The following is a 22,052-nucleotide window of genomic DNA, read 5'->3' on the forward strand; positions in this document are numbered from 1 at the left end:
AAAGATATGGCAACAAAATCTTCAATAGCAAAGCAGAAAAAACGCGAAAAACTCGTTAGTTTAAAATGGAACAAACGTCAAGAGTTAAAAAAAATAATAGTCGACATGGATAAAAGCGATGAAGAGCGTTTAGCTGCAAAAATCGCCTTAAATAAAATGCCTCGTAATTCCTCACCTGTTCGATTGCGCAATCGTTGCCAATTTACAGGTAGAGCTCGTGGGTATTTAAGGAGATTTAAAATGTCTCGTCTTTGCTTCCGTGAAATGGCTAATTTTGGATTAATTCCAGGTTTGGTTAAGGCTAGCTGGTAATTTTTATAAACTACGCTTAAATCTTAGGCGTAGTTATTTTTAGTACTTCTTTAAATTTCTTCCAATTTTCTAAGTCTTCATTCCATACATAGGATTCTCCCTGTATCTTTTTATTTTTCCAGGCGATAGTTAAGGCTTGAAAGCTAATGGGTCCAAACTGCTGCCCTTTTTCATCTAGATAATACCAGAGATTTTCCCGTTGTGGCGGATCAATAGGGATTAACTCTGGTTTATGTACAGGATTTGGAATTTTAAGATTTTTTTTACGCTGAAAAAGCACCGCAATAAAGGCCAAAGCACAAAAAAGAATCCCTGCAATATACCAATTTCTTGGATTTAGCCCCTTTTTTTGTGCAAAGAGTGCTGTGATCCATCCCCAAAAAAGACTAATTGTAATATAAAATAGTAAGGTCATGATCCATCTAGTGGCATTTTAACTAAGAAGGATAGCGAATTGGCTAAAATATAGCAAATTCATTAAAAAAATTAATTGAAATAAAGAAGATTAGCTGATTAATCTGCAGCTTGTTACAATGGGTTTTAAATATAAATTAAGGGTACGGCCTCATGCATAATCAATTAAAAGATATTGATAGTAAAGAATTAGATTTACCAGAAACAGTCTTTGTTCGCGATGTGGAGAGTAAAGTATTTCAATCAATTGTATGGCATTGTTTAACCAAGGTTAAAGATATAGAACCTTTGGAAGGAAATCTTTTTGACAGTCTTTTGGGTCGAGAGATCTTAGAAGGTGTAAAAGGAATCCATGTTGAGCAAGATCAAAAAAAACATTCAGTGAATATTCGAGTTGAGCTCAATATTTCCTACGGGATTTCTATTCCGGAGAAAGCTGAAGAAATTCATATGAAACTTCTAGAGGATATCACTAAATTAACCGGGCTACACGTAGGATCGATACATATTATCTTTAAAAATTTAATTATGCCTAAGTTGAAAAAAGAACAAAAATTAGAAGATCTTTTGCAAGAGAGAGTAAAAACGGCAAAGCCAGCTGCCGATTCTGATTACTATGATGAGAGTTTTTAACCTAAAAGGTCTATTTTGTATTATGCAATTGCTGTTTACAAAGAGATGTTTCTCTGTTTTAGTCTGAGTACTTTATTTGCTGGATTGGTCTTAGGGATTATCATTTCTCTAGGTGGATGTTACTATAGATTCACAACAGGTAATGCAGATGTCTTTGTCCATATGTCCATTTTGCGCAATTATGTTGAATGCTATGCCCATCAAGCATTTCCTTCACAAAACCTCACAATAAAAGTTTGCTTAAATAGATATAATGAAATTACAGTTGTCCTTGATTTGCTTAAACAGGTAGATGATACTCAAGTTTTTGAGCAAGCCGAAAAGGATTTATCAGCTCTTTTCTCTTGTTATCTGGGACATCAAAAGCCTTTATTTCTAGAGATTACTTATTTAAGGAATTTATCATGAATAAAGTTATGCTACATTTAGCCGTTCTTCTTTTTCCTTGTTTTATGTATTCTTTTTCTTTTCAGGATTTTGATTCTTATCAAGGCAAAGTTAGCAAACAAGAAAAGTCTTTTCAAGTTTGAAGTGCACAGAAGAATTAAAAAAAAGAATAGGCAGGCGATGAAAGAATCTCTATTGTAATTTTTAATAATCAAACACAAAAAGAGACCTTGCCTAAAGGCTACCATCACCTAACCTATGACCAAAGATGTCAGATTTATATTTTACAAGCTAGAGGAGATACAGCTAGCTCAATAGCAACCATTCTAAAAGTTCATCATAGCACTATTAGTAGGGAACTTAAGAGAAATAAAGGGCAACGAGGATACCGTCATCAGCAAGCTCAAGAAAAAGCATTTCTTAGAAAAAATTCTCAGCCCAATAAAAAAATGACTCCTCAAATAGTTACCCGTATTGAAGAAAAAATCAAGTTGCAATAAAGCCCTATACAAATATCCGGATGGATTAAAAGACATGGTAAAGAACATGTTAGTCATGAGACCATCTATAATCATATCTGGTAGGAGACTGGGAACTAGATACAGTCATAGGGGCAGGACATAAAGGCGTAATTGTATCAATGGTAGAAAGAACTTCCAAGCTAAATTAAGCTCGCCAAAGTTTCTCATAAAACTGCAGAGGAAGTAAGTCAAGCGTTAATTGAACAACTTAAACCTATCAAAGATTTTGTACACACATTAACAGCAGATAACGGAAAAGAATTTGCCTATCACCAAATGGTTAGTTTCGAGCTAGAGACAGACTTCTAATTTGCAACGCCCTACCATTCTTGGGAAAGAGGCTTAAATGAGCATACAAACGGACTAGTTAGGCAATATTTTCCTAAAACACAAAGCTTTTTAGATACGACTTCCAAGGATATGGAAAGGGTGGAAACTTATACTAAATAGATTTCTTGCATAACCCCTTATTTTAAAGCTTTCATTTATAGATTCCTAATCTTAACAAAAGCATTTCCAGCTATATCGCTCAAACAATCATATCTCCTGGATTAAAATACTTTAAAATTTTAGATTGCTTATTGGTTATGCAAGAGATCTATTATCTACAAACATGCTATGCTCGGGTGCACAATAGATGTTTTTTCAAGTATTTATACGTTCTTTTTTGTACACTTCGAGGTTAGAAGGGCCTAATCTTTGGATGAATTTAATGGAGCGAGCTCAGCAACAAGGAATTTGCCGTCTTTTATCAAGCGAGCAAGCATAAAATCATTATATAGTGGTTCCGATTCAATCGCATAGAAAAATATAGGATTAACGACAAGTTTCAAGTCGTTGACTTGAACCCCATTAAGCTAGCTGTTTGAATTGGCACTACTATAGACTAATTTAACTTAATCCCTTTTGTAAGGCATTTACATCAGATTGGGTAATCCCTTTAATTTGCAGAAGATCTTGGATAGAGGCTTTTTTGATTCTTTCTATACTGCCAAAATGGGTAAGAAGTCGTTTTTTTTTGATAGGGCCAATGCCAGGGATGTTATCTAATGCACTAGAAATGAGTCTTTTCTTGCGTCTCTTTTGATGAAAGGTAATTGTCTTACGGTGACTCTCATCACGGATTTTTTGTAAGAGCTGTAACAAAAAGGATCGGGGGTTGAGTAATATGGGGTCGTGAATATAAGGAAGATAGACTTTTTCTTGACTCATGCCTTTATCATGACGAGAGGCTTCTTTAGCTAGTGCGATTAGATCTATGGAAGCTATGTCGAGTTTCTTAAACACTTCAAGTGCTATGGTTAAGTGTCCTTTCCCTCCATCAAGGATGATTAAGTCAGGAAGGTCATCTGCTGCTTTAGCACGGGATAGATGGCGAAAAAGAGTTTCTTGCATGGAGGTGTAGTCATCTCCTGTATGCTGGGTTTTGATTTTATAAAGTCTTGTATATTTGGTATCTTTAACCCCATCTGTAAAAGCGATCACAGATGCTACCGAATCACTACCTGCTAAGTGAGAGGTGTCAAAACACTCAATTCTTTTAGGATAGCGATTGAGCTGCAGGGTGTCTTGCAGATCAAGCAACATTTTTTCCTTAAGGAGTTTTTCATCTTTTTCCTGTTTAAAAGTGCTTTTAGCATTTTCTTGTGCTAATTTTAACAAAATTCGTTTTTCTCCCTTTTTAGGAAAGAGCAATTGGATTTTACAGGTGCTTTTGAGAATTTCTGTCAAAGCCAAAGAGGGTTGAATGGGAGTTAGGATTTCTTGTGGAGGATTTTTATTGTTTTGATAGTGCTGCAGAATGAAAGAGGTCAGCAATTCATCGTCATCTTCAATAACATTAGAAAATGCATAATGCATAGATCCAGTTAATTTTCCTTGGCGCAAAAACAGGAGAAACAGGATGACTTCATCTGCTTGGCGGTAGATTCCTATAGCATCGGTAGATTCTATATGATAGCTAGCAGTAGAGGATTGTAAAACATGTTCGAGGTGGCGAATGGTTTTAAGTAGAGAAGCAGCCTTTTCAAATTGCAGATGATCAGAAGCTTGTTGCATTTGTGCGTAGAGCTCAGGAAGGATATCTTGATTTTTTCCTTTTAGAAAATAGATCACTTTTTGTACTTGCTGATCATATTGCTCTTTAGTGCATAAACCAACGCAAGGAGCAAGACAGCGATTCATTTCATAAAGCAAACAAGGTCTAGTGCGTTTTTTAAGCTCATTATCTGAACATTGACGCAAGCGGAATAATTTATTTAATAATTCGTAGATTTCTCTTGCTGCAATAGCGCTTGTATAAGGTCCAAAATAAAGGCCTTTATCTTTTATAGTCCCTTTATAACGTATAAGGCGCAGCATGGGCCATGGATGATCTACATTGATGGATAGACTGATAAAGGTTTTATCATCTTTGAGCAGTACATTAAATTTAGGCTTGTGTTGTTTAATCAAAGTATTTTCTAAAAGAAGAGCTTCTTTTTCGGAAAAAACTACAATCGTATCAATGTGTGCGATTTGCGCGATTAAAAGCGGAATCATGGCTCTGGTATCGTTAAGAGAGAAATATTGTTTTAAACGGTTTTTAAGTAATTTAGCTTTTCCAACATAGATTACCCTGTCTGCTTTGTCTTTCATCAGATAGACCCCAGATTGCATAGGAAACACATCAAGTTGTTTAGGATCAAAAACCATTATTTTGTTCTCTCTTTCCAATCGATAAGTTTTTGTAGAGCAGCTAAAGGAGTGAGATTATTTGGATCGATTTCCTTCAATTCTCCTAAAATATCTGGTTTATTTTCTATCTCTGAATTCATAAAAAGACAGAGCTGTTTTTCTGCTTTGGGTTTAGTCGTTTTTATAGAGGTTTGTTCTAGGCCTTTTAACATCTGTTGTGCGCGCTTAACCACAAAGTAGGGCAATCCTGCTAAACGAGCCACGTGAATGCCATAGCTTTTATCCGTACTTCCTCTTATGACTTTATGCAAAAATACGATTTTATTTTCAGACTCATGGGCAGAGACGCTATAATTTACAGCTCCAGGAATCTTTTGCTCTAATTCGGTTAACTCCCAGAAATGCGTAGCAAATAAGGTTTTGGCTTGTTTGCCTGGTTGAGTTAAGAGGTATTCTGCAACAGCCCATGCGATAGAAATTCCGTCATATGTACTAGTTCCTCGACCAATTTCATCCAAAATCACCAAAGAGCGATCTGTTGTATTGTTGAGAATATTTGCGGTTTCTGTCATTTCCACCATAAAAGTCGAAAGGCCTCTTGCTAAGTCATCACTGGCTCCAATCCGACTAAAAACCTTATCGATAATACCTATGGTACAGCTCTTAGCAGGAACAAAACTGCCCATTTGTGCAAGGATGGCAATTAATGCCACCTGGCGGATAAATGTGGACTTACCTGCCATATTGGGACCTGTAATTAAATGCAATCGATGACTTGTGGCATTTAAAAGAACATCATTGGGTATAAATAGTTCTTTTTTCATAACGGTTTCAATTACTGGATGACGCCCTTCTTCAATATGAAATAGATCGCTGGAATTGACAGTAGGCTTTATATATTTGTGAAATTTAGCTGCCTGTGCCAACGAACAAATCACATCGATTTCAGCAATGGCGCGTGCAATGAGATAAATCGAAGAAGCGTGTTCTGCAATTTGTTTTTTTAATTGCGTAAATAAAGCATATTCTAAGGCACAAATACGTTCTTCTATATGTAGAATTTTATGTTCATATTCTTTTAATTCTAGGGTTGTAAAGCGTTCTGCATTCACTAAGGTTTGTCTTCTTTGAAAAGAGGAGGGAATCTTTTCTGTTTTTCCACGGCTTAATTCAATAAAAAAGCCAAAGGCTTTTGTATATCCTACTTTGAGATTTTTGATTTGCGTTTCTTGCCTTAATTGTGTTTGATGTTGAGCAATCCAATTATGCGAGTCTTGTTTGATGGATTGTAAGCGATCAAGCTCTTCTGAAAATCCTGAGCGAAATATTTCGGCTTCTTTCAATTTTAAAGGGGGGGTATCTATAATCGCTTTTTGCAATAGTTGCACAAGATTTGAAACATCTTTTAAATTTGTTTTATTTTTAGTAATGAATTGACTAGTAAAATAACTTTCCAAAATATGGAAAATAGGTGAGATTTGTTCTAAAGAAAGGCGGAAAACCCCCAAATCGCGCGGGGTTGCATAATCGGTTTCAATTCGCATAATCAGACGCTCTAAATCGCGAATTTCTTTTAAATGCTCAAAGATCTGTTCGCTGAGCTGCCATTTGGATAAAAATTCCTCAATACCCTCTTGTCTTTGCTGTATTTCAGTCAGATCCAATAAAGGATGTGCAAGCCAGTATTTGAGCAGGCGTCCACCCATGGGAGTTAAGGTGTAATCAATAACTTGCAGCAAGGTATGAGAGGAATGAATATCTTGAATCGACTGAAAAAGCTCTAGATGTTTTTGAGTGGTTCGATCTAGTAACATATAAGAGGAAGAGTGTTCTTTTTTTATGCTCTTAATATGTTGAATCGGAAGATTTAATTCATCTTGCACGTAATGTAAAATAGCGCCAGCTGCATTAATGGCAGCAACCATACCTGTTAATCCAAAACTATCTAAACTACTCACTTTAAAATGTCGCAAAAGCACATTACAAGCATGTTTGTGTTCAAAATGCCACGCTTCTTTTACATGAATAGCTGGTTTAAATTGACGGTCTATTTCTTCAAGGAAATCAGGATGTTGCGTTATCCATTTTTGGGGTAGCAAAAGCTCTTTGGGTTGGATACGGCTTAGTTCATCAAATAGCTGCTTTTTATCTTCGAATTCCATAGCGCGAAACTCAGAAGTTGTAACATCGAGTACAGCAAGACCAAAGGCTTCATTAATTTGTATAAAACAACAGAGAAAATTGTTGGACTTTGCAGATAGTAGATTAGAGTGAACAATTGTTCCTGGAGTAATGATCTTAACGACTTCTCGTTTTATGATTCCTTTAATGGATTGCGGATCCTCTAATTGTTCGGCAATAGCAATGCGATACCCTTTTGCAACAAGCTTATCAATATAAGCATCGCTTGCATGAAAAGGAATTCCTGCCATGGGAATATCTTGTCTTTTAGTTAGTGTTATATCCAATTGCTTTGATAAGAGCACAGCATCATTTTCAAAGGCCTCATAAAAATCCCCTAAACGAAATAGCAATAAAGCATTTCCTGCTTGTTTTTTACAATGATGCCATTGAGCCATCATGGAAGAGGGTTTTTCTTCTTTCATTTCTAATACCTCGCTTATAAGCTCCTTATTATCTAAGCTAAAGCAGGAGAATGCAAGGTTTTATTGAGAAATAAACTCTAAATTTCATCAACTTTATTATGTAATTTTTTATAAAATTTATGCCACCAGCGTTTATTAGAGGAATCTAGAAAGTCGGAATGCAATTGTTTAAATCTAGAATTTTGTGGATCTATGTTAAGAGCTTCTTGAATTTGTTCAATGCATGCCTGACACCACATCATCAGTGTTTTGATATCTTTGTCTAGTAGTTTGAGTTTGTGAATAATAGATTCTCCATCACCTTCTGTAATGGGAGATGCATTAAGCGCGATCTCTTTATTTATGTGAATTTTAAGCTGAAATACTTTTAGCAGTAAAGGGAGCATAACGTTTTTGATTTGTTCTCTTAGCTGGGTTAAAGAGGGATCTTGCATTATTCCTATTTGAGAAAAATAAGTAGCTTTTTCTTCCTTAGATAAAGAATTAAGTAATAATTCTTCTGATTTATCCATTTTGCCTCACAGAAGTTTGTTCAACAAAATTTTTAAAGGATATTTGATTTTTAAATAAAGTAATTTTTTTCAAATCATTTTAAATATTTTTCTAAATCTCTATCTTAAAATGCATTTTAGCCTATACTTTTTTGTAAAATAGAAAACCTTGACGCAGTTGAATCAACTGTTGCAAGCTTAAAAAAAACCATAAATTTTTTGCTACGAAGCTTATGCCTTTATTTACTACAAGCAGTTTGGAAATGCTCCGTCATAAAATTGATTTATTCGAAGTATTGTCAGCTCACCTTACTTTTCAAAGAAGTGGATCTACTTATAAAACACTATGTCCTTTTCATGAGGAAAGAACGCCTTCTTTTATCATGCAAAAAGGCAGTGCTCATTACCATTGCTTTGGATGTGGAGCTCATGGAGACGCTATTTCTTTTTTAATGACCCATGTAAGGATGTCATTTACCGAAGCGGTAGAAAGTCTTGCGGAGCGTTTTCAAGTGCATTTAGAGAAGGAAGAGGAAAAAGGAAATACAAAAACCCCTAATAAAATTGCATTAAAAACGGCCTTGGCTTCTGCAAGCGAGTTATATCATTATTTATTATTATATACAGAAGAAGGAATAGAAGCTCTTAACTATTTATATGAAAGAGGGATACCTTTGCAGTTTATTCGTCGTTTTCAAATAGGGTATGCACCGCAACACTATAGTTTATTGATCCAGTATTTACAGACATGTGGCATTGAAGAGGACATCATGCTACAAGCTGGTCTAATCAAAGTATCTGGAGAAAAAAAACGAGATTTTTTTAGCGAGAGAATTACTTTCCCTATTCTAGATTCTTTGGGAGCTGTGATTGGTTTTTCCGCCCGTAAATATAAACAAAGTACATTTGGAGGGAAGTACATCAATTCCCCAGAAACCATCTTATTTAAAAAATCTCGTGTGCTATTTGGATTGAGTTATTGCCGTATAAGAATTGCAAAGCAACAAACCGCAATCCTCGTAGAAGGACAAATTGATGCTTTGCGATTAATTGATACAGGTTTTGATTATGTGGTTGCAGCTCAAGGCACAGCTTTTGGAGAAGAGCATGTTAAGGAACTGCTGCAGCTTGGTATTAAGAAAATCTATCTGGCTTTAGATGCCGATGAAGCAGGTCAAGCCGCAACGCAAAAAATAGGGGACCTATTTCAAAAAAATGGGATTGATACCCGAGTGGTTGCTTTAGAAAAAGAAAAGGATCCCGATTTATTGCTTAGGGAAAAAGGACCTAGCTTTTTTGCTTATCTTTTAGAGACTAGTTCAGATTATTTAAATTTCTTATTTTTTTATTTAGCAAAAGATCATGATCTGCAAGTTCCTTCACAAAAAAATCAAGTAGTCAATCAAATAGTAGATCAAATTAACAATTGGCAGCAACCAGTGCTAATACATGAGAGTTTAAAAAAACTCGCTGAAATTGCGCAGGTACCAGAGGCTAGTGTTGGAATGGATCAGATCTGTATGCCGGATCTATTTATTTCTAGACAAGAATCGATACGTTTACAAGAGGTAGATGGGGATCGCATTTTAGAGCTTGATTTATTGCGTTGGTTATTAATGGGATCTTCTCAATACCCAGAGATCATCCATATTGCCAAAGCTAATTTAAAGCAGAATCATTTTCGAGTGCCAAGTGCTTGGAAACTTTATGTATCCTTATCAGAGCATCAATCGAGCTGCTTTGATCTTTTAGCAATTGGCAGTAGCTTAAATGATTCTGAAGAGCAAAAACTTTTATCTGAGCTTTTACAACGTAAAATCAACTTAAATAAAACAAAAGAAGGTTTTCTAGAAGTTTTGCATAAAATTCTCCTAAGAGATTGGATGCAAAAAAGAGAACAAATCAGAATAGAGATTCAATCAGTTACGCATTCTGAAGAAGAAACGCTCCAACTAGCTCGTCAGTTTGATATTCTTAAAAATCAGGTTCCAGAAGTGTTCATTCCTAAAATTTGAGTATCTAAAAAAGTTCTAGCATTTTCGTAAGCAATAGATTGCAAAACAGGTAATTCTAACTTTACTGCTAGCTTTTCCAATAAAATAGGATAGCACTCAGCTGTATCATAGGGAGCGTGATAAAAAGATTGCCCTGGGTATTTAGCTTGTAGATTAGAGGCATCTCTATCACAGAAAAAATCAGCACCAAAGCAAAGAGCTTCTTTTGCATTAAGTGTAAGCGCATATTCTACATGTTGGATTAAGCCATTAGGTTCTTCTTGGTGAACAAAAGGAGCAAAAAAGTTCAATCCGATAAGACCCTTTCTATGAATGATCTCATGTACCAGCTCATCGGGAAGATTACGAGTAGCAAAGTGAACTTTGCGAAAATTACAATGGCTGGCAATGAGGGGGATACGCCAATTATTTTGATCAATTTTGGTTAAAATATCACAAGCTAAAGCATCAGAAGCATGACTTAAATCAATGGCAATTTTACGGTTGTCTAGCCATTCTAGTAAATGAATCCCATCGGGTTTTAGACCGATAGAAGTATCAGAGCCTCCTCCAAAGCGATTTTCTTCATTCCAAGTAATACCAATGTAAAGAAGAGGACCGATTCTACTTTGATAACTGGCCAGTCTTTGCAAACTCATAGTAAGAGGTTCTTCTTCATTTGCAAATCCAGAGGCTCCTTCAAAAGCTGCAATTGTGGATATGGCTGTTGGTGAAGCTTTCTGGGAAATAGGAGAAAAATAGGAGGGATGCTCTTTGCATAGCCACTGTAGTTTTTCGCTTTGTTTTTGAGCTAAATCAATGCTATTTAGCGCTTTTTTTGTAAAAATGGCAAGTACCTGGGTTTTTATACCTCCTTGTTTCATTTGCAAATAAGAACAACGAGAAAGGGGATCTAAGAAAGATCTATTTTCTTGCTCGACCAGGAAAGAAAGTAAATCGTTATGTAAGTCAAAAATGGGTAAATGCATCTCAAAATACCTTAGGTTTTCACCAGTATGGTTTTCCCCAATAAATTCAGCAAGAATTAAAGACTTAGAATTTGCTGAAATCCATTAAGGATTCAAATAATTTAATGAATTTCTTTAAAAGAGCAATCCTATTTCCACGCAGAACTGGATCATTTGTAAGGATGATTATAGTTTTGAAAAATTTTTCTAAAGGATTTTGCAATTCTGCTAGTAATTTGAACGCTTCTAGATACTGTTTTTTCTGTAGGATTTTTGGCCAGCATTTATGAATTAGAATATATTCTTGAAGAATTTTTTTCTCAGCAGGTTCAATCATAAGCTTTTGCTGAAAAGCAGGGGAATCATTCTGGGTGTATCCTTTAATGCGTCTATAGGTTTTAATAAAGCAAAAGAGGCTTTTTTTAGATTTGCGAAAGCTACAAAAAGCTTCTAATCTACATAATTGATCAAAAGGGTCATAAGGGCTTATCCTTATAATGGCATCAATTTCATCTTTTCTAAAGCCTAATTCTTCAAAGATCAATTTCTTGCGAGTATTGATGAAAGTGATAATTGCTTGCGTGGCTTTTTTTTTATTTATGATAGAAAATACCTGACAGGCTTTTAATAATAAAACTTGCAAGTTACAACTCATTTTATTTTTTAACAGGATTCGAATAATACCCATTGCCTGTTTACGTAAAGGATAAAGATCCCTAGAGGTGCTATAGGAACTAATAAGATCGTCTATTTTATCTGATAGACTTAGTATAATGCCGGTCGGAGTTTTAGGAACGGCATCGCATTTTGATCTAGGCATCCATTGTTCTTCAAGAGCTATTGCTACTTGGTGTTGTTCATTTTGCGCTAGAGCATAATATTTACCAATAATACCTTGCAAATCAGAAAACTCATTCACAAGTGCAGAGCAAAGGTCGGACTTACTTAAAAGAGCAGCTCTTTGTACGTGTGTATATTCTGCGACTTCTAAGTACTGATGAAGCATTATTGCTATTAGAGTTAGCCTTTCTACTTTATTCCAAAGATTTTTACAATTTTTCTGATAACTTATTTCTTGTAGTTTATAATAACTTAACTCAAGTGGAATATGAACTTCTTTTTCATAAAGAATAGCTCTATTAGACAAACGGAAAAGAAGTTCCTTTTCATTGCCCAGTTGAATCATTGGGTTGGGTTGATTATCAATTGTAATAATAAAAGCATTCATTAGTTGATTATGACGATCAGTGATAGGAAAATATTTGCGGTATTTTATAATTTGTGAAATAAGTACTTCTTGAGGAATTCTTAGAAATTTAGCATCAAAAAATCCCAGCATTAAGGTAGGCCATTCTGTAAGATGCAATACCTCTGGAAGTACTTTATTCTGCTCTATTGCATATCCTTTTATTTGTTGTTCTAAGATTTTAATTTGTTTTTCAATGTGTTGTTTTCTTTCTTCTATATCTGCTAGAACGCAGTGATTTTTTAAATCAGAAAGATAATATTTTGGATGTTTGATTTCAATATAAGTAGGCTTAAGTTGAAAATGGCCAAAGGAAAAGTTCCCGGATTGAATCCTGCCTAGATTAAAAGACACCACTTGGGTCCCAAATAAAGCAAGAATCCATCGAATAGGACGAGCATACCTAATAGATGGATCTTCCCAATACATTTTCTTGGGGAAGGCTATATTCATAATCAAAGACGGTAGCTGTTTTTGTAGAAGCGCATAGGTAGAGCTACCTTTTACATAAATGGTAGCAATTAGGTATTGAATGCCACCCATAGACATAAAATACAAGTTTTGTGTTTCTTCTTGCAATACTTCAGCTAAAGTACAAAAGGCAATATTACAAGCTTGTAAAAACCCCTTGCCTTCTCTTGTTAAATTACCTTTCTTATCGAAAGCTACAGTTATTGAAGGTCCTTTTATTTGTTCTTCCACGGATTCCGTTCCTTCTACAAGATCCTTTACCAAAATACTTAGGCGTTGAGGGGTTCCAAATATCTGCAGCTCTTCAAATTCTAATCCAGAGGTTTCTAACAAATTGCGCATGGCATTTTCTAGATATAGGCAGCCAATGGGTACAAAACTCGCAGGTAGTTGTTCTGAACCAATTTCTAAAAGAAAATCCCGTGTATTTTTTGGGTTGAAACAAGGATTTTTTTGTATAATAAACTTTGTACTTATAAAAGGGGTTGTTAAACAAACTTGTCTGGAAAGAATAGCTTTAGCAACTAGGTGGGTTAGATTTCGGATTTTTCTAATATAGCTATTTCTTTGAGTAAAGCAAATAGCACCTCTTGCATCTAACAAATTAAAAACATGAGATGCTTTAATCACAAAATCATAAGCTGGAATAGGAAGATTGTTTTTTATTAGATTTTTAATCTCTTGCTCATAATCACTAAAATGACGCAGCCACATAGGAACAGAGGCTTCCGTAAGATGATAATGACTCCATTCCACTTCATTTTGTAAAAATAGGTCGCGAAGAGTAAAAAGATGGTTGTATTGTATATCAAAAATTGCAGTCTTATTTTGAAGGAATAGAGCGAGTCTTTCTAAATCATAGGTGATCTCTACACTAATTGGTTTTAATGCAATGTCTCCCACTGTTTGTAAATAGGTAAATTGGGTGATTTTCATTCCATTACACCAAATCTTCCATCCTAATCCGGAAATACCTAATGAAGAGATTTCCCAATCATTATGTACAAATCGAATATCGTGTTTTTTAACATCCAGGTTTAATGCAAAAAGAGATTGTAGATATAGAGTACGTGTATCGGTTGGGGGTGGTTTGATGAAAACTTGATATTGATGAGACATCTGAAGTCGATGTGGATCTTTATCTTTTGCATCTTTTGGTCTACGACACGATTCTACATAAGCTGCTCTGTAAGGCTCTTTACCCAGACAGCGCAAAAATGTAGCAGGATTAAATATCCCAGCTCCAACCTCTAAATCATATCCTTGATGAATAATGCAGTTTTGTTTAACCCAAAAGGTATTAAGTCGCTCAATGATTTGCTCAAAGGTTAACATAAAAAATTTAACTAGATATATTAAGGTGTAATTAGTTCATTGTATAATAAGAGGTTATTTTTTATGTGTTTTTTTATTATCTAATTATGTAACTTTAAATTATGATCTACTTATTGTTAAGTAGTTCAAAAATAAGTATTTCCTACTATGTATTTGCTAATTATTGATTTAGATAAATAGTACATAATTTAAATTGTTTTTAAAATTTTCGTTAAAATATGTTAAAGTTGAGCTATGGAGGGCTTATGAATATTCATCCAGCGGTATATTTGCCTCTATCCTTGCAAAAGCAACCACAAAATCTACCCTCAGAAACCCTAGGAATGAGAAAAAAGAAGAAAGCAATACGTTTTCAAAAATATCATCAAGAACAAGAGAGCCTACCTCAAAATTTGTGTGCAAAAAAAAGAAGAGGTTTAAAAAGGTTACAAGAGAAGGGATTAAAAGTTTAAACTAGAACCTATAAGTCCTTATTTGTTTTAGACTTAGATTATTAAATTGATTTTAAAGATTTATTAAACTATAATAAAGGGTAATAAATACATGGGGGATACTATGAAAGCAATGCATCTTTTACAGCCATTAGTACATGTTAACTTTATTCAGTTCAGCATGGAATGCTCAAGATCTTTGAATAAACTTACACATGTAATCTCAAAAAATCTTCGTGAAAACCGAGAAGATCATGAATTAAGAAGTTCTCAACTGGATAAAGGTATTAAAAAAATACGAAAAATGAGTAAAGTATCTGCAAATACCCAAAACGATAATTTAAATGCCTCTTTCTTCCGTTCACACATTACCCCTAGAAAAACTACGTTCTAATTTATCCTTAGAAGGGTATAAATCCTTCCATGCTTCTCAAATCTTTAATTGGGTATACAAGCTAAGGCAATCCCGTTGGGATCAAATGACCAATTTGCCTTTAGATCTACGTTCTTATCTAAAAGAAAATTTACTAGTAATACAGCTAGTAAAAAAACGCGAGGTCCTTTCAGAGGATCGAGAAACCGTTAAATTTTTATGGCAGCTTTCCGATAACATGCTCGTAGAATCGGTTCTTATTTGCTCTGAGGGTAGACGTACTGTATGCGTTTCTTCGCAGGTGGGTTGTCCTGCTCGTTGTGCTTTCTGCGCTTCAGGAAAAGAAGGGTTAAAACGCAACTTAACCGCGGTGGAGATTTTTGAACAAGTGTACCAAATTGATCTTTGGTTATTTGAAAGGCAAGAGAAGGTATCTCATGTTGTTTTTATGGGTATGGGAGAGCCTTTTGAAAACTATGAAGCGGTTGTAGAAACCATTCGTTTATTAATTGATCCTAATCGATTGGCACTCTCTCAAAGACGGATTACTGTTTCTACAGTAGGCGTAGTGGAAGGAATTAATCGTTTCTCTAACGAGGGTTTAAAAACCAATCTAGTGCTTTCTTTGCATGCTCCCAATCAGCATATTAGGCAAAAAATTATCCCTTATGCACGTAAGTACCCCCTAGAAGATATTTTAGCAGCTGTGGGAAATTTTGCTAGAATAACCAAACGAGATGTAACTTACGAATATACCTTAATTCGCAATATCAACGACAGTATAGAGCAGGCTAAAAAATTAGCCGCTTTACTTAAAGGTCAACAATGCAGCGTAAATTTAATTCCTTATAACCCTATTGAAAAAGTTCGGTTGCAACGTCCTGAAAAGGAAGTCATTGAAGCCTTTCGAGAAATTTTACTCTCATCTAATATTGTCACCACCTGGCGTTATACAAAAGGAAAAGACATTGCAGCAGCTTGTGGACAACTAGCCTTGCAAAAGTGAATAGAGCTTTCTTTTCAAAAAAGACAGACATAGGGTACCATTACTCTAAAAAGACACGAAGTTTTAGATTAAAGGGGGATAAATGAGCATAGCGCTCATACTCACATTATTGCGTATTTTACTAGGGCCTATATTTGTTGTTCTTTATCTGTACTATGATCAATTGGGATTTACACTACTTGCTTTGCCTTATGTTTTGTTGTGCTTAACCGTGTTATCAGAGGTTTCAGATGTATTTGATGGGTTATTAGCTCGTAGATATAATAAAGTTACAGATTTAGGAAAACTGCTGGATCCAATGGCGGATAGTATTTTTCGTCTTTCAGTTTTTTTAGCTTTTACCCAAGGGGTAATACAGCTCCCTTTGTTGCTTGTGTGCATCTTTTTTTATCGAGATATTGTGATTAGTACACTTAGAGCTTTATGTGGGCTAAGAGGATTTGCTCTAGCAGCTCGTCTTTCAGGCAAAATTAAAGCGGTTGTGCAAGCAGTAATTATTTTCTTTATTCTTGTAATGCTCATTCCTTATTCCCTTGGCTATTTAGAATTGAGTTTATTACGGAAATTAAGTGTTTATAGCGTAAGTATAGGGGTTATTTATACCCTTTATTCAGGATGTGAATACATATTGGCCAATAGGGCTTATATTCAAAAAGCATTAGGACTTAAAAGATAAAAGTTCTTCATATATACATACGTATTGTTTAGCGCTTTTCTCCCAACTAGAATCGTAGATAAGACCAGCTTTCATGATTTGTTGCCATTTCTTGTGATCGTTATAGCAAGTAATCGCTCTTTCTAAGGCCCAATTCAATCCTTGCCAATCAGGAAATTCAAAAGTAAAGCCATTACGTTCTTCAAAGGGTTTATCCGAGGTATCAACATCAAAGACCGTATCTACAAGACCTCCTGTCATTCTAGCAATAGGAATTGTTCCATAATGCATAGCTATCATTTGTGTAAGACCACACGGTTCAAATAAAGAGGGAATAATAAATAAATCAGAGGCTGCAAAAATCAGATGAGCTAACTCTTCATCATTGATGAGTAAAATAGCCACTCTGTTGTTATCCTTATATTTTTCTTGTAAGGAAATAAACTGCTCTCTTATATCATTATTTGATTGAGAAACCGAACCAAGAAGAACAAACTGTCCTCCTAATTCTAGAGTACGTAGAATGCTATATTCAATTAAGTTGGGACCTTTTTGAGGAACAAGCCTAGTAATGCAAGAAACCAAAGGGACATTTTCTTGAGCAAGGGATAGATGCTTTTGTAAAAAACATTTGTTTATCAGTTTGGCTTTTAGAACATTTTCTAACTCGTTTATGTGATAATTTTTTTTAAGATAGGGATCTTTAGCCGGGTTCCAATAGTCTTGGTCAATACCATTTAAAATACTTACTAACTTCTTTTGAGACGCTCGTAAAACTAGATCTAACCCACATCCTCCTTCAGGCGTTTGAATTTCTTTTTGATAATTAGAAGAAACGATAGCTATGCAATCAGCATATACAATTCCTATTTCTAATAAATTCAAAGAATCAGAAAAACCAAGACCTTTTAAAAAATCTTTATCTAAAAGAGTATTTATAGAACAGATTCCTTGATGTGCTAAATTGTGAATGGTTAAAACACTCTTTCCTAATTTGTAGTTATTTTTCTGGCATAAAAGAGCAATTAAAGAAGTGTGCCAATCATGTAAATGTAGAATATCGGGTTGTTTTCCTAATTGCAGCAAATATTGCATAGCTACGCAAGAAAAATAGATAAAGCGATCGATATCATCAGAACATCCATAAATAACACCACGATGGTACAAGTATTCTGGATGATCCGATTCTATTAGAAAAATTTTTAATTCGCCTAAACTAGCTGACCAAATCGTATTGTTATAACGATGAGAGCCCACAAACATCCAGATGTCTTTCTGCTCTACTTTTAGATCCGTTAGGTATTTGCAATTAATACAGTCATATTTTGGTAGAATAACTTCTGTTATGTGTCCGAGTTTCAAAGTTTCTTGACAAATTCCATACACAACATCGGCTAATCCTCCTGCTTTAGCAATGGGGGTGAGTTCTGAAGCAATGTGTATAATGTGCATAGATGATTTTAGCCTGTACAAGCGCTAAGGCCACATTCTTGAAATATTGTAATAACATTTGCTGCAGTCATAAACAACACAAGCCAAAAACCCATATTTTCAAATGTGTTCATTTGCGTTTTTTGTATGTGCTGAGGAGATGTTGTGTGAAGAAAGAGCATAATTGCAGATACAAAAACAGAACAAGCAAAGACAACTAAAGCCCAAGTGTATAGTTCTAAGCCAAGAACAGGTTCTCCAAATGACGAGAATCCAGGACAAATATGAAGAGATATTTGTCTTAAAGAAACAAATCCTCCAAAAAGTGCGCTTAAAATCGAAACTGCATAATGAGCTGGATAAATACCAAAGCGTAAGTTTAGTAAAGGACCCATAGCTACTCCAATCATGCTTAAACGTTGTAATAAACAAAGAGGACAAGGTAGTTCATGTTTGAGAAATTGCACGGAATAGCCACCTAAAAGCACACCACAAATCACAAATGCCCAAATGGTATTCAAACTGCGTTCTAATAAAGTGCGTTCCAATTTATACATACTCAAATCCGGATCTTAAGAATATCTGTTGCATGGTGCCATAACATAAAGAGGCAGAAAACAAGATTGATTAGAGTTAAGCCAATCCCTACTTTTCGATAGCCTTTCCAAATGAACAAGATCGTAATCATAAAAATAAAAAACAACAAAACCATCATCAGTATTCACCACTTCTTTATGAAAGAATTAATCTATTTGTTTTTTTTAATCAACTTAACTTTCTGAAAAACCAGCTTGTAGTACGAGAGTTGGTCTTTGTAGATAATAAAATTATTATACAAAATTAAAATAATAAATTATTTATATCTCATATCCTACATTCCTACCCCCAGGGCCAGGGCACAGGACATTAAAAGAGTAATTTTAAAATCTTCTCTCGGTATACAAGATCGATAGTCCTTTTTCATAAGGAGTATAAAATGGAAGGATTCATTCATTCTTCATCTATTATGATGCATTTTTCGAAATTACCAGACCCAAGAAAGGCGCGCAATCAACTATATAGCCTTCATGATATTATCGTAACATGTTTTATGCAGTCAAGACCACTTACATGCAGAAGCTCATAACTTTTTTGAACAAGCACAGGACGTTATACCGGAAGAAGCTAGCTGTGATTATTGGCGGTCTGAAAAATGTACTTGAGGACGTAGTGAGATAAGAGAAGTATGGGCGACTGAGAAATTAGATTGGTTATACTGAAATGCATTGCCATGAACGGAATAAAAGGCTATGCGATGGAATCAAATCTATTTTATTGTTAGATGAAGGGTGGACATGCCCACAAGTAGCACATGCTTTACTCCTAGATGACGATACGATAAGACGTTATTATAAAATCTATTCAAAAGACGGAAAAGAAGCCTTACTAAATTTGAACTATACAGGAAAGGTTTGCTGGCTCAGTCAAAATCAGCTTGAGCAACTAAAAATCTATGTAAAAGAAGAAGCACCCCATTCGGCTAAACAAGTGATTAATTTTGCCAAAGACCGCTTTGGAATATAGTAGTGCTAATTCAAACGGCTAACTTAATGGGATTTAAGTCAACGACTTGAAACTTGTCGTTAATCCTAATTTTTCTATGCGATTGAATCGGAACCACTATATATTATACGCCATCAGCTATGGTTTCTTTACTGCACCGCTTAAACTTCACCTATAAAAAACCTAAGCTGATTCCTGGAAAAGTGAATGAGGAAGCAAAAAAGCTTTTTTCACAAGAATTACAAAAACTAGAAAAAGAATTCGCTCAAACAGATCAACTGCTTTATCTAGATGGGGTTCATCCTCAACACAATTCCAAACCCTCTTATGGATGGTATGAAAAAGGATCTAAAGCTATATTGCTAACGAACACAGGACGTAAACGTATTAATATCAATGGAGCCTTAGATGTAAAGCGCTTAGAAGTTACAACTCTTTCTTCCGACTCTATCAATGCGCAATCTACTCTTGATTTGTTTAAAAAATGGGAAGAAAAGTATCCTTTTGCACAAAAGAGCTCTTTCAAAACCAGGAAATAAAAAAGCCCTTGTATAAAATAATGCCCTTAAAAATACGTAAGGGCATGATGAAAATTGAAAAAGCAAAAAGTTTAGACAACGAGAAATTCCGAAGATTAACCGGATTAAAACGTAGCACATTTGATCAAATGAGCTTGATTTTGGAAGATAAGTCACAAAGAGAAAAAAGCCCGAGGAGGCCGCGTCAATAAATTAAAAATAGAAGACATGTTACTGATGACCTTAGAGTATCTAAGAGAGTATAGAACCTATTTTCACATAAGCCAGAGCTATAATATCAGTGAAAGTACAGCTTATAAAAGGCCCTTTCAACCTTGAAGTGCACAAAAAAGAACATATAAATACTTGAAAAAACATCTATTGTGCACCCGAGCATAGCATGTTTGTAGATAATCTCGTAAACACTTCTAGTGGAGTTTCGAAGTTGAGAGCCTTTCTAGGTCTGTTATTTAGTAAAGTTTCCACCCTTTCTATATCCTTGGAAGTCGTATCTAAAAAGCTTTGTGTTTTAGGAAAATATTGCCTAACTAGTCCGTTTGTATGCTCATTTAAGCCTCTTTCCCAAGAATGGTAGGGCGTTGCAAAGTAGAAGTCTGTCTCTAGCTCGAAACTAACCATTTGGTGATAGGCAAATTCTTTTCCGTTGTCTGCTGTTAATGTGTGTACAAAATCTTTGATAGGTTTAAGTTGTTCAATTAACGCTTGACTTACTTCCTCTGCAGTTTTATGAGAAACTTTGGCGAGCTTAGTTAGCTTGGAAGTTCTTTCTACCATTGATACAATTACGCCTTTATGTCCTGCCCCTATGACTGTATCTAGTTCCCAGTCTCCTAAACGAGTCTTTTTTTCTACAATACAAGGCCGTTGCTTAATATCTATACGACCAGGCATGTTCCCTCTTCCAGAAGCTCCCTTTCTCTGCTTGTTATATTTTTTCCCTCGATGACGGAGCTCTCTATAAAGCTGTCCTCCCTGTCGTTTATCTTTCCAGATATGATTATAGATGGTCTCATGACTAACATGTTCTTTACCATGTCTTTTAAGCCATCCGGATATTTGTATAGGGCTCCATTGCAACTTGATTTTTTCTTCAATACGGGTAACTATTTGAGGAGTCATTTTTTTATTGGGCTGAGAATTTTTTCTAAGAAATGCTTTTTCTTGAGCTTGCTGATGACGGTATCCTCGTTGCCCTTTATTTCTCTTAAGTTCCCTACTAATAGTGCTATGATGAACTTTTAGAATGTTTGCTATTGAGCTAGATGTATCTCCTCTAGCTTTTAAAATATAAATCTGACATCTTTGGTCATAGGTTAGGTGATGGTAGCCTTTAGGCAAGGTCTCTCCTTGTGTTTGATTGTTAAAAATCACAATAGAGATTCTTTCATCGCCTGCCTATTCTTTTTTTAATTCTTCTGTGCACTTCAAACTTGAAAAGACTAAACAATAAAATGGGTAGAATACACCCTGATAAAACATCCCCTATTTGCACTGCCTGGACGTAAAGAGCTATTAAAAAGCGATATGGAATATGATGTTATTTTAATAGATGCCACAGAAACACCAATAGAGCGCCCTAAAAACAAACAAAAACATTTTTACTCGGGGAAGAAGAAAAGGCACACCTTAAAGACGCAGCTTGTAATGAGCAAGGATACAAAAAAGATTATTTGTACCTTTTTTTCCAAAGGTAGAAGACATGATTTTAGGATATTTAAGGATTCTAAAATCAAGTTTCATTCCGAAATAAACCTTCTAACAGATGGAGGGTATCGAGGACTTAAAAAGCTTCATGCTAAAACCCAAATGCCTAAAAGAAGAAGCAAGAAAAATCCTTTAACAAAACAAGACAAAAAAAATAATCAATTCCTTTCCAAAGAACGTGTAATTAATGAAAATGCTATTGGTCTGCTTAAGCGATTCAAAATTTTAGCTGATCGTTATAGAAATAGACGAAAAAGGTTTGGTCTTCGGTTCAATCTAATTGCGGGCATTTATAATCTGGAGCTATGTTAATGGGT

20 protein-coding genes and 2 pseudogenes are annotated in these 22,052 nt (G+C 35.0%); 12 read left to right on the forward strand and 10 right to left on the reverse strand.

Features of this window, described 5'->3' with window-relative positions:
• The first annotated feature begins 6 nt into the window (after positions 1-6).
• Positions 7-312 (forward strand): 30S ribosomal protein S14, encoded by a 306-nt coding sequence (rpsN, locus tag RHABOEDO_RS03455; protein ID WP_215217540.1) that lies wholly within the window; start codon positions 7-9, stop codon positions 310-312.
• Positions 313-328: 16 nt separating this feature from the next.
• Here rpsN and RHABOEDO_RS03460 read toward each other — a convergent pair whose 3' ends face one another.
• Positions 329-727: a DUF4339 domain-containing protein gene (locus RHABOEDO_RS03460; RefSeq protein WP_215217539.1), complete on the reverse strand. Its 399-nt coding sequence runs from the start codon at positions 725-727 to the stop codon at positions 329-331.
• 152 nt (positions 728-879) lie between these two features.
• Between RHABOEDO_RS03460 and RHABOEDO_RS03465 the strand changes: the two genes are divergently transcribed.
• From RHABOEDO_RS03465 to RHABOEDO_RS03475, 3 genes are all read left to right on the forward strand, one after another.
• Complete coding sequence (locus RHABOEDO_RS03465) at positions 880-1,359, forward strand: Asp23/Gls24 family envelope stress response protein (RefSeq protein WP_215217538.1); 480 nt, start codon at positions 880-882, stop codon at positions 1,357-1,359.
• A 15-nt stretch (positions 1,360-1,374) separates the two neighbouring features.
• The gene (locus RHABOEDO_RS03470) at positions 1,375-1,767 is read left to right on the forward strand and encodes a hypothetical protein (protein ID WP_215217537.1); all 393 of its coding nucleotides are present in this window, start codon (positions 1,375-1,377) and stop codon (positions 1,765-1,767) included.
• A gap of 209 nt (positions 1,768-1,976) precedes the next feature.
• Positions 1,977-2,246: a helix-turn-helix domain-containing protein gene (locus tag RHABOEDO_RS03475; protein WP_220017776.1), complete on the forward strand. Its 270-nt coding sequence runs from the start codon at positions 1,977-1,979 to the stop codon at positions 2,244-2,246.
• A gap of 912 nt (positions 2,247-3,158) precedes the next feature.
• On the opposite strand, the gene uvrC is transcribed toward RHABOEDO_RS03475, so the two are convergent.
• The 3 genes from uvrC to RHABOEDO_RS03490 form a co-directional block, all read right to left on the reverse strand.
• Complete coding sequence (gene uvrC, locus RHABOEDO_RS03480) at positions 3,159-4,961, reverse strand: excinuclease ABC subunit UvrC (protein ID WP_215216781.1); 1,803 nt, start codon at positions 4,959-4,961, stop codon at positions 3,159-3,161.
• Positions 4,961-7,549: a DNA mismatch repair protein MutS gene (gene mutS, locus RHABOEDO_RS03485; RefSeq protein ID WP_215216782.1), complete on the reverse strand. Its 2,589-nt coding sequence runs from the start codon at positions 7,547-7,549 to the stop codon at positions 4,961-4,963. Before mutS ends, uvrC begins: the two co-directional genes overlap by 1 nt.
• 77 nt (positions 7,550-7,626) lie before the next feature.
• On the reverse strand, positions 7,627-8,061 hold the full coding sequence (locus RHABOEDO_RS03490) for a hypothetical protein (RefSeq protein ID WP_215216783.1): 435 nt from the start codon (positions 8,059-8,061) through the stop codon (positions 7,627-7,629).
• Positions 8,062-8,273: 212 nt separating this feature from the next.
• Between RHABOEDO_RS03490 and dnaG the strand changes: the two genes are divergently transcribed.
• Positions 8,274-10,055, forward strand: coding sequence for a DNA primase (dnaG, locus tag RHABOEDO_RS03495; protein WP_215216784.1), 1,782 nt, complete (start codon positions 8,274-8,276; stop codon positions 10,053-10,055).
• Here the strand turns inward: dnaG and RHABOEDO_RS03500 are convergent.
• Positions 10,022-11,023 carry a dipeptidase gene (locus RHABOEDO_RS03500; RefSeq protein WP_215216785.1) on the reverse strand — a complete coding sequence of 334 codons (1,002 nt, stop codon included), beginning with the start codon at positions 11,021-11,023 and terminating at the stop codon, positions 10,022-10,024. The genes dnaG and RHABOEDO_RS03500 overlap by 34 nt on opposite strands.
• Before the next feature lie 64 nt (positions 11,024-11,087).
• Positions 11,088-14,054, reverse strand: coding sequence for a glycine--tRNA ligase subunit beta (gene glyS, locus RHABOEDO_RS03505; RefSeq protein WP_215216786.1), 2,967 nt, complete (start codon positions 14,052-14,054; stop codon positions 11,088-11,090).
• A 193-nt stretch (positions 14,055-14,247) separates the two neighbouring features.
• On the opposite strand from glyS, the gene RHABOEDO_RS03510 reads away from it, so the two are divergent.
• From RHABOEDO_RS03510 to RHABOEDO_RS03520, 3 genes are all read left to right on the forward strand, one after another.
• Positions 14,248-14,511 (forward strand): hypothetical protein, encoded by a 264-nt coding sequence (locus RHABOEDO_RS03510; RefSeq protein WP_220017777.1) that lies wholly within the window; start codon positions 14,248-14,250, stop codon positions 14,509-14,511.
• Positions 14,512-14,829: 318 nt separating this feature from the next.
• Positions 14,830-15,864 carry a dual-specificity RNA methyltransferase RlmN gene (rlmN, locus tag RHABOEDO_RS03515; RefSeq protein ID WP_215216788.1) on the forward strand — a complete coding sequence of 345 codons (1,035 nt, stop codon included), beginning with the start codon at positions 14,830-14,832 and terminating at the stop codon, positions 15,862-15,864.
• Between the two features lie 82 nt (positions 15,865-15,946).
• On the forward strand, positions 15,947-16,540 hold the full coding sequence (locus tag RHABOEDO_RS03520; protein WP_215216789.1) for a CDP-alcohol phosphatidyltransferase family protein: 594 nt from the start codon (positions 15,947-15,949) through the stop codon (positions 16,538-16,540).
• Here the strand turns inward: RHABOEDO_RS03520 and RHABOEDO_RS03525 are convergent.
• From RHABOEDO_RS03525 to RHABOEDO_RS11430, 3 genes are read right to left on the reverse strand one after another with little or no spacing between them, the layout of a single operon-like run.
• Entirely contained in the window at positions 16,523-17,971 is a 1,449-nt protein-coding gene (locus RHABOEDO_RS03525) for a glycogen synthase (protein ID WP_215216790.1), read from the reverse strand. The two genes, RHABOEDO_RS03520 and RHABOEDO_RS03525, sit on opposite strands and share 18 nt — an antisense overlap.
• Positions 17,972-17,979: 8 nt before the next feature.
• Complete coding sequence (locus RHABOEDO_RS03530; protein WP_215216791.1) at positions 17,980-18,507, reverse strand: disulfide bond formation protein B; 528 nt, start codon at positions 18,505-18,507, stop codon at positions 17,980-17,982.
• Positions 18,508-18,509: 2 nt separating this feature from the next.
• Entirely contained in the window at positions 18,510-18,665 is a 156-nt protein-coding gene (locus RHABOEDO_RS11430; RefSeq protein WP_350339698.1) for a DUF5993 family protein, read from the reverse strand.
• 545 nt (positions 18,666-19,210) lie between these two features.
• Here RHABOEDO_RS11430 and RHABOEDO_RS03540 point away from each other — a divergent pair.
• The 3 genes and pseudogenes from RHABOEDO_RS03540 to RHABOEDO_RS10720 all read left to right on the forward strand — a co-directional run.
• Positions 19,211-19,513, forward strand: coding sequence for a helix-turn-helix domain-containing protein (locus tag RHABOEDO_RS03540; RefSeq protein ID WP_215216793.1), 303 nt, complete (start codon positions 19,211-19,213; stop codon positions 19,511-19,513).
• Between the two features lie 98 nt (positions 19,514-19,611).
• Complete coding sequence (locus RHABOEDO_RS03545; protein WP_256439904.1) at positions 19,612-20,031, forward strand: transposase; 420 nt, start codon at positions 19,612-19,614, stop codon at positions 20,029-20,031.
• Between the two features lie 47 nt (positions 20,032-20,078).
• Positions 20,079-20,331, forward strand: a pseudogene (locus RHABOEDO_RS10720) (helix-turn-helix domain-containing protein); the annotation flags it as partial.
• A gap of 57 nt (positions 20,332-20,388) precedes the next feature.
• Here the strand turns inward: RHABOEDO_RS10720 and RHABOEDO_RS03560 are convergent.
• Complete coding sequence (locus RHABOEDO_RS03560; protein WP_215216525.1) at positions 20,389-21,402, reverse strand: IS30 family transposase; 1,014 nt, start codon at positions 21,400-21,402, stop codon at positions 20,389-20,391.
• A 75-nt stretch (positions 21,403-21,477) separates the two neighbouring features.
• On the opposite strand from RHABOEDO_RS03560, the pseudogene RHABOEDO_RS03565 reads away from it, so the two are divergent.
• Positions 21,478-22,047 (forward strand): annotated as a pseudogene (locus RHABOEDO_RS03565) (IS5 family transposase); the annotation flags it as partial.
• Positions 22,048-22,052: the final 5 nt, after the last annotated feature.

The sequence above is a fragment of the Candidatus Rhabdochlamydia oedothoracis genome, from assembly GCF_019453995.1.
Taxonomy (GTDB): domain Bacteria; phylum Chlamydiota; class Chlamydiia; order Chlamydiales; family Rhabdochlamydiaceae; genus Rhabdochlamydia; species Rhabdochlamydia oedothoracis.

Excerpts from the sequence above, each read along its gene's own strand:
- RHABOEDO_RS03540 (WP_215216793.1), top strand. The coding sequence starts at position 19,211 with ATGCATTGCCATGAACGGAATAAAAGGCTATGCGATGGAATCAAATCT.
- rlmN (WP_215216788.1), top strand. The coding sequence starts at position 14,830 with ATGCCTCTTTCTTCCGTTCACACATTACCCCTAGAAAAACTACGTTCT.
- RHABOEDO_RS03525 (WP_215216790.1), bottom strand. The coding sequence starts at position 17,971 with ATGCACATTATACACATTGCTTCAGAACTCACCCCCATTGCTAAAGCA.
- RHABOEDO_RS03465 (WP_215217538.1), top strand. The coding sequence starts at position 880 with ATGCATAATCAATTAAAAGATATTGATAGTAAAGAATTAGATTTACCA.
- RHABOEDO_RS03490 (WP_215216783.1), bottom strand. The coding sequence starts at position 8,061 with ATGGATAAATCAGAAGAATTATTACTTAATTCTTTATCTAAGGAAGAA.
- mutS (WP_215216782.1), bottom strand. The coding sequence starts at position 7,549 with ATGAAAGAAGAAAAACCCTCTTCCATGATGGCTCAATGGCATCATTGT.
- RHABOEDO_RS11430 (WP_350339698.1), bottom strand. The coding sequence starts at position 18,665 with ATGATGGTTTTGTTGTTTTTTATTTTTATGATTACGATCTTGTTCATT.
- uvrC (WP_215216781.1), bottom strand. The coding sequence starts at position 4,961 with ATGGTTTTTGATCCTAAACAACTTGATGTGTTTCCTATGCAATCTGGG.
- rpsN (WP_215217540.1), top strand. The coding sequence starts at position 7 with ATGGCAACAAAATCTTCAATAGCAAAGCAGAAAAAACGCGAAAAACTC.
- RHABOEDO_RS03520 (WP_215216789.1), top strand. The coding sequence starts at position 15,947 with ATGAGCATAGCGCTCATACTCACATTATTGCGTATTTTACTAGGGCCT.
- RHABOEDO_RS03500 (WP_215216785.1), bottom strand. The coding sequence starts at position 11,023 with ATGCATTTACCCATTTTTGACTTACATAACGATTTACTTTCTTTCCTG.
- RHABOEDO_RS03460 (WP_215217539.1), bottom strand. The coding sequence starts at position 727 with ATGACCTTACTATTTTATATTACAATTAGTCTTTTTTGGGGATGGATC.
- RHABOEDO_RS03530 (WP_215216791.1), bottom strand. The coding sequence starts at position 18,507 with ATGTATAAATTGGAACGCACTTTATTAGAACGCAGTTTGAATACCATT.
- glyS (WP_215216786.1), bottom strand. The coding sequence starts at position 14,054 with ATGTTAACCTTTGAGCAAATCATTGAGCGACTTAATACCTTTTGGGTT.
- dnaG (WP_215216784.1), top strand. The coding sequence starts at position 8,274 with ATGCCTTTATTTACTACAAGCAGTTTGGAAATGCTCCGTCATAAAATT.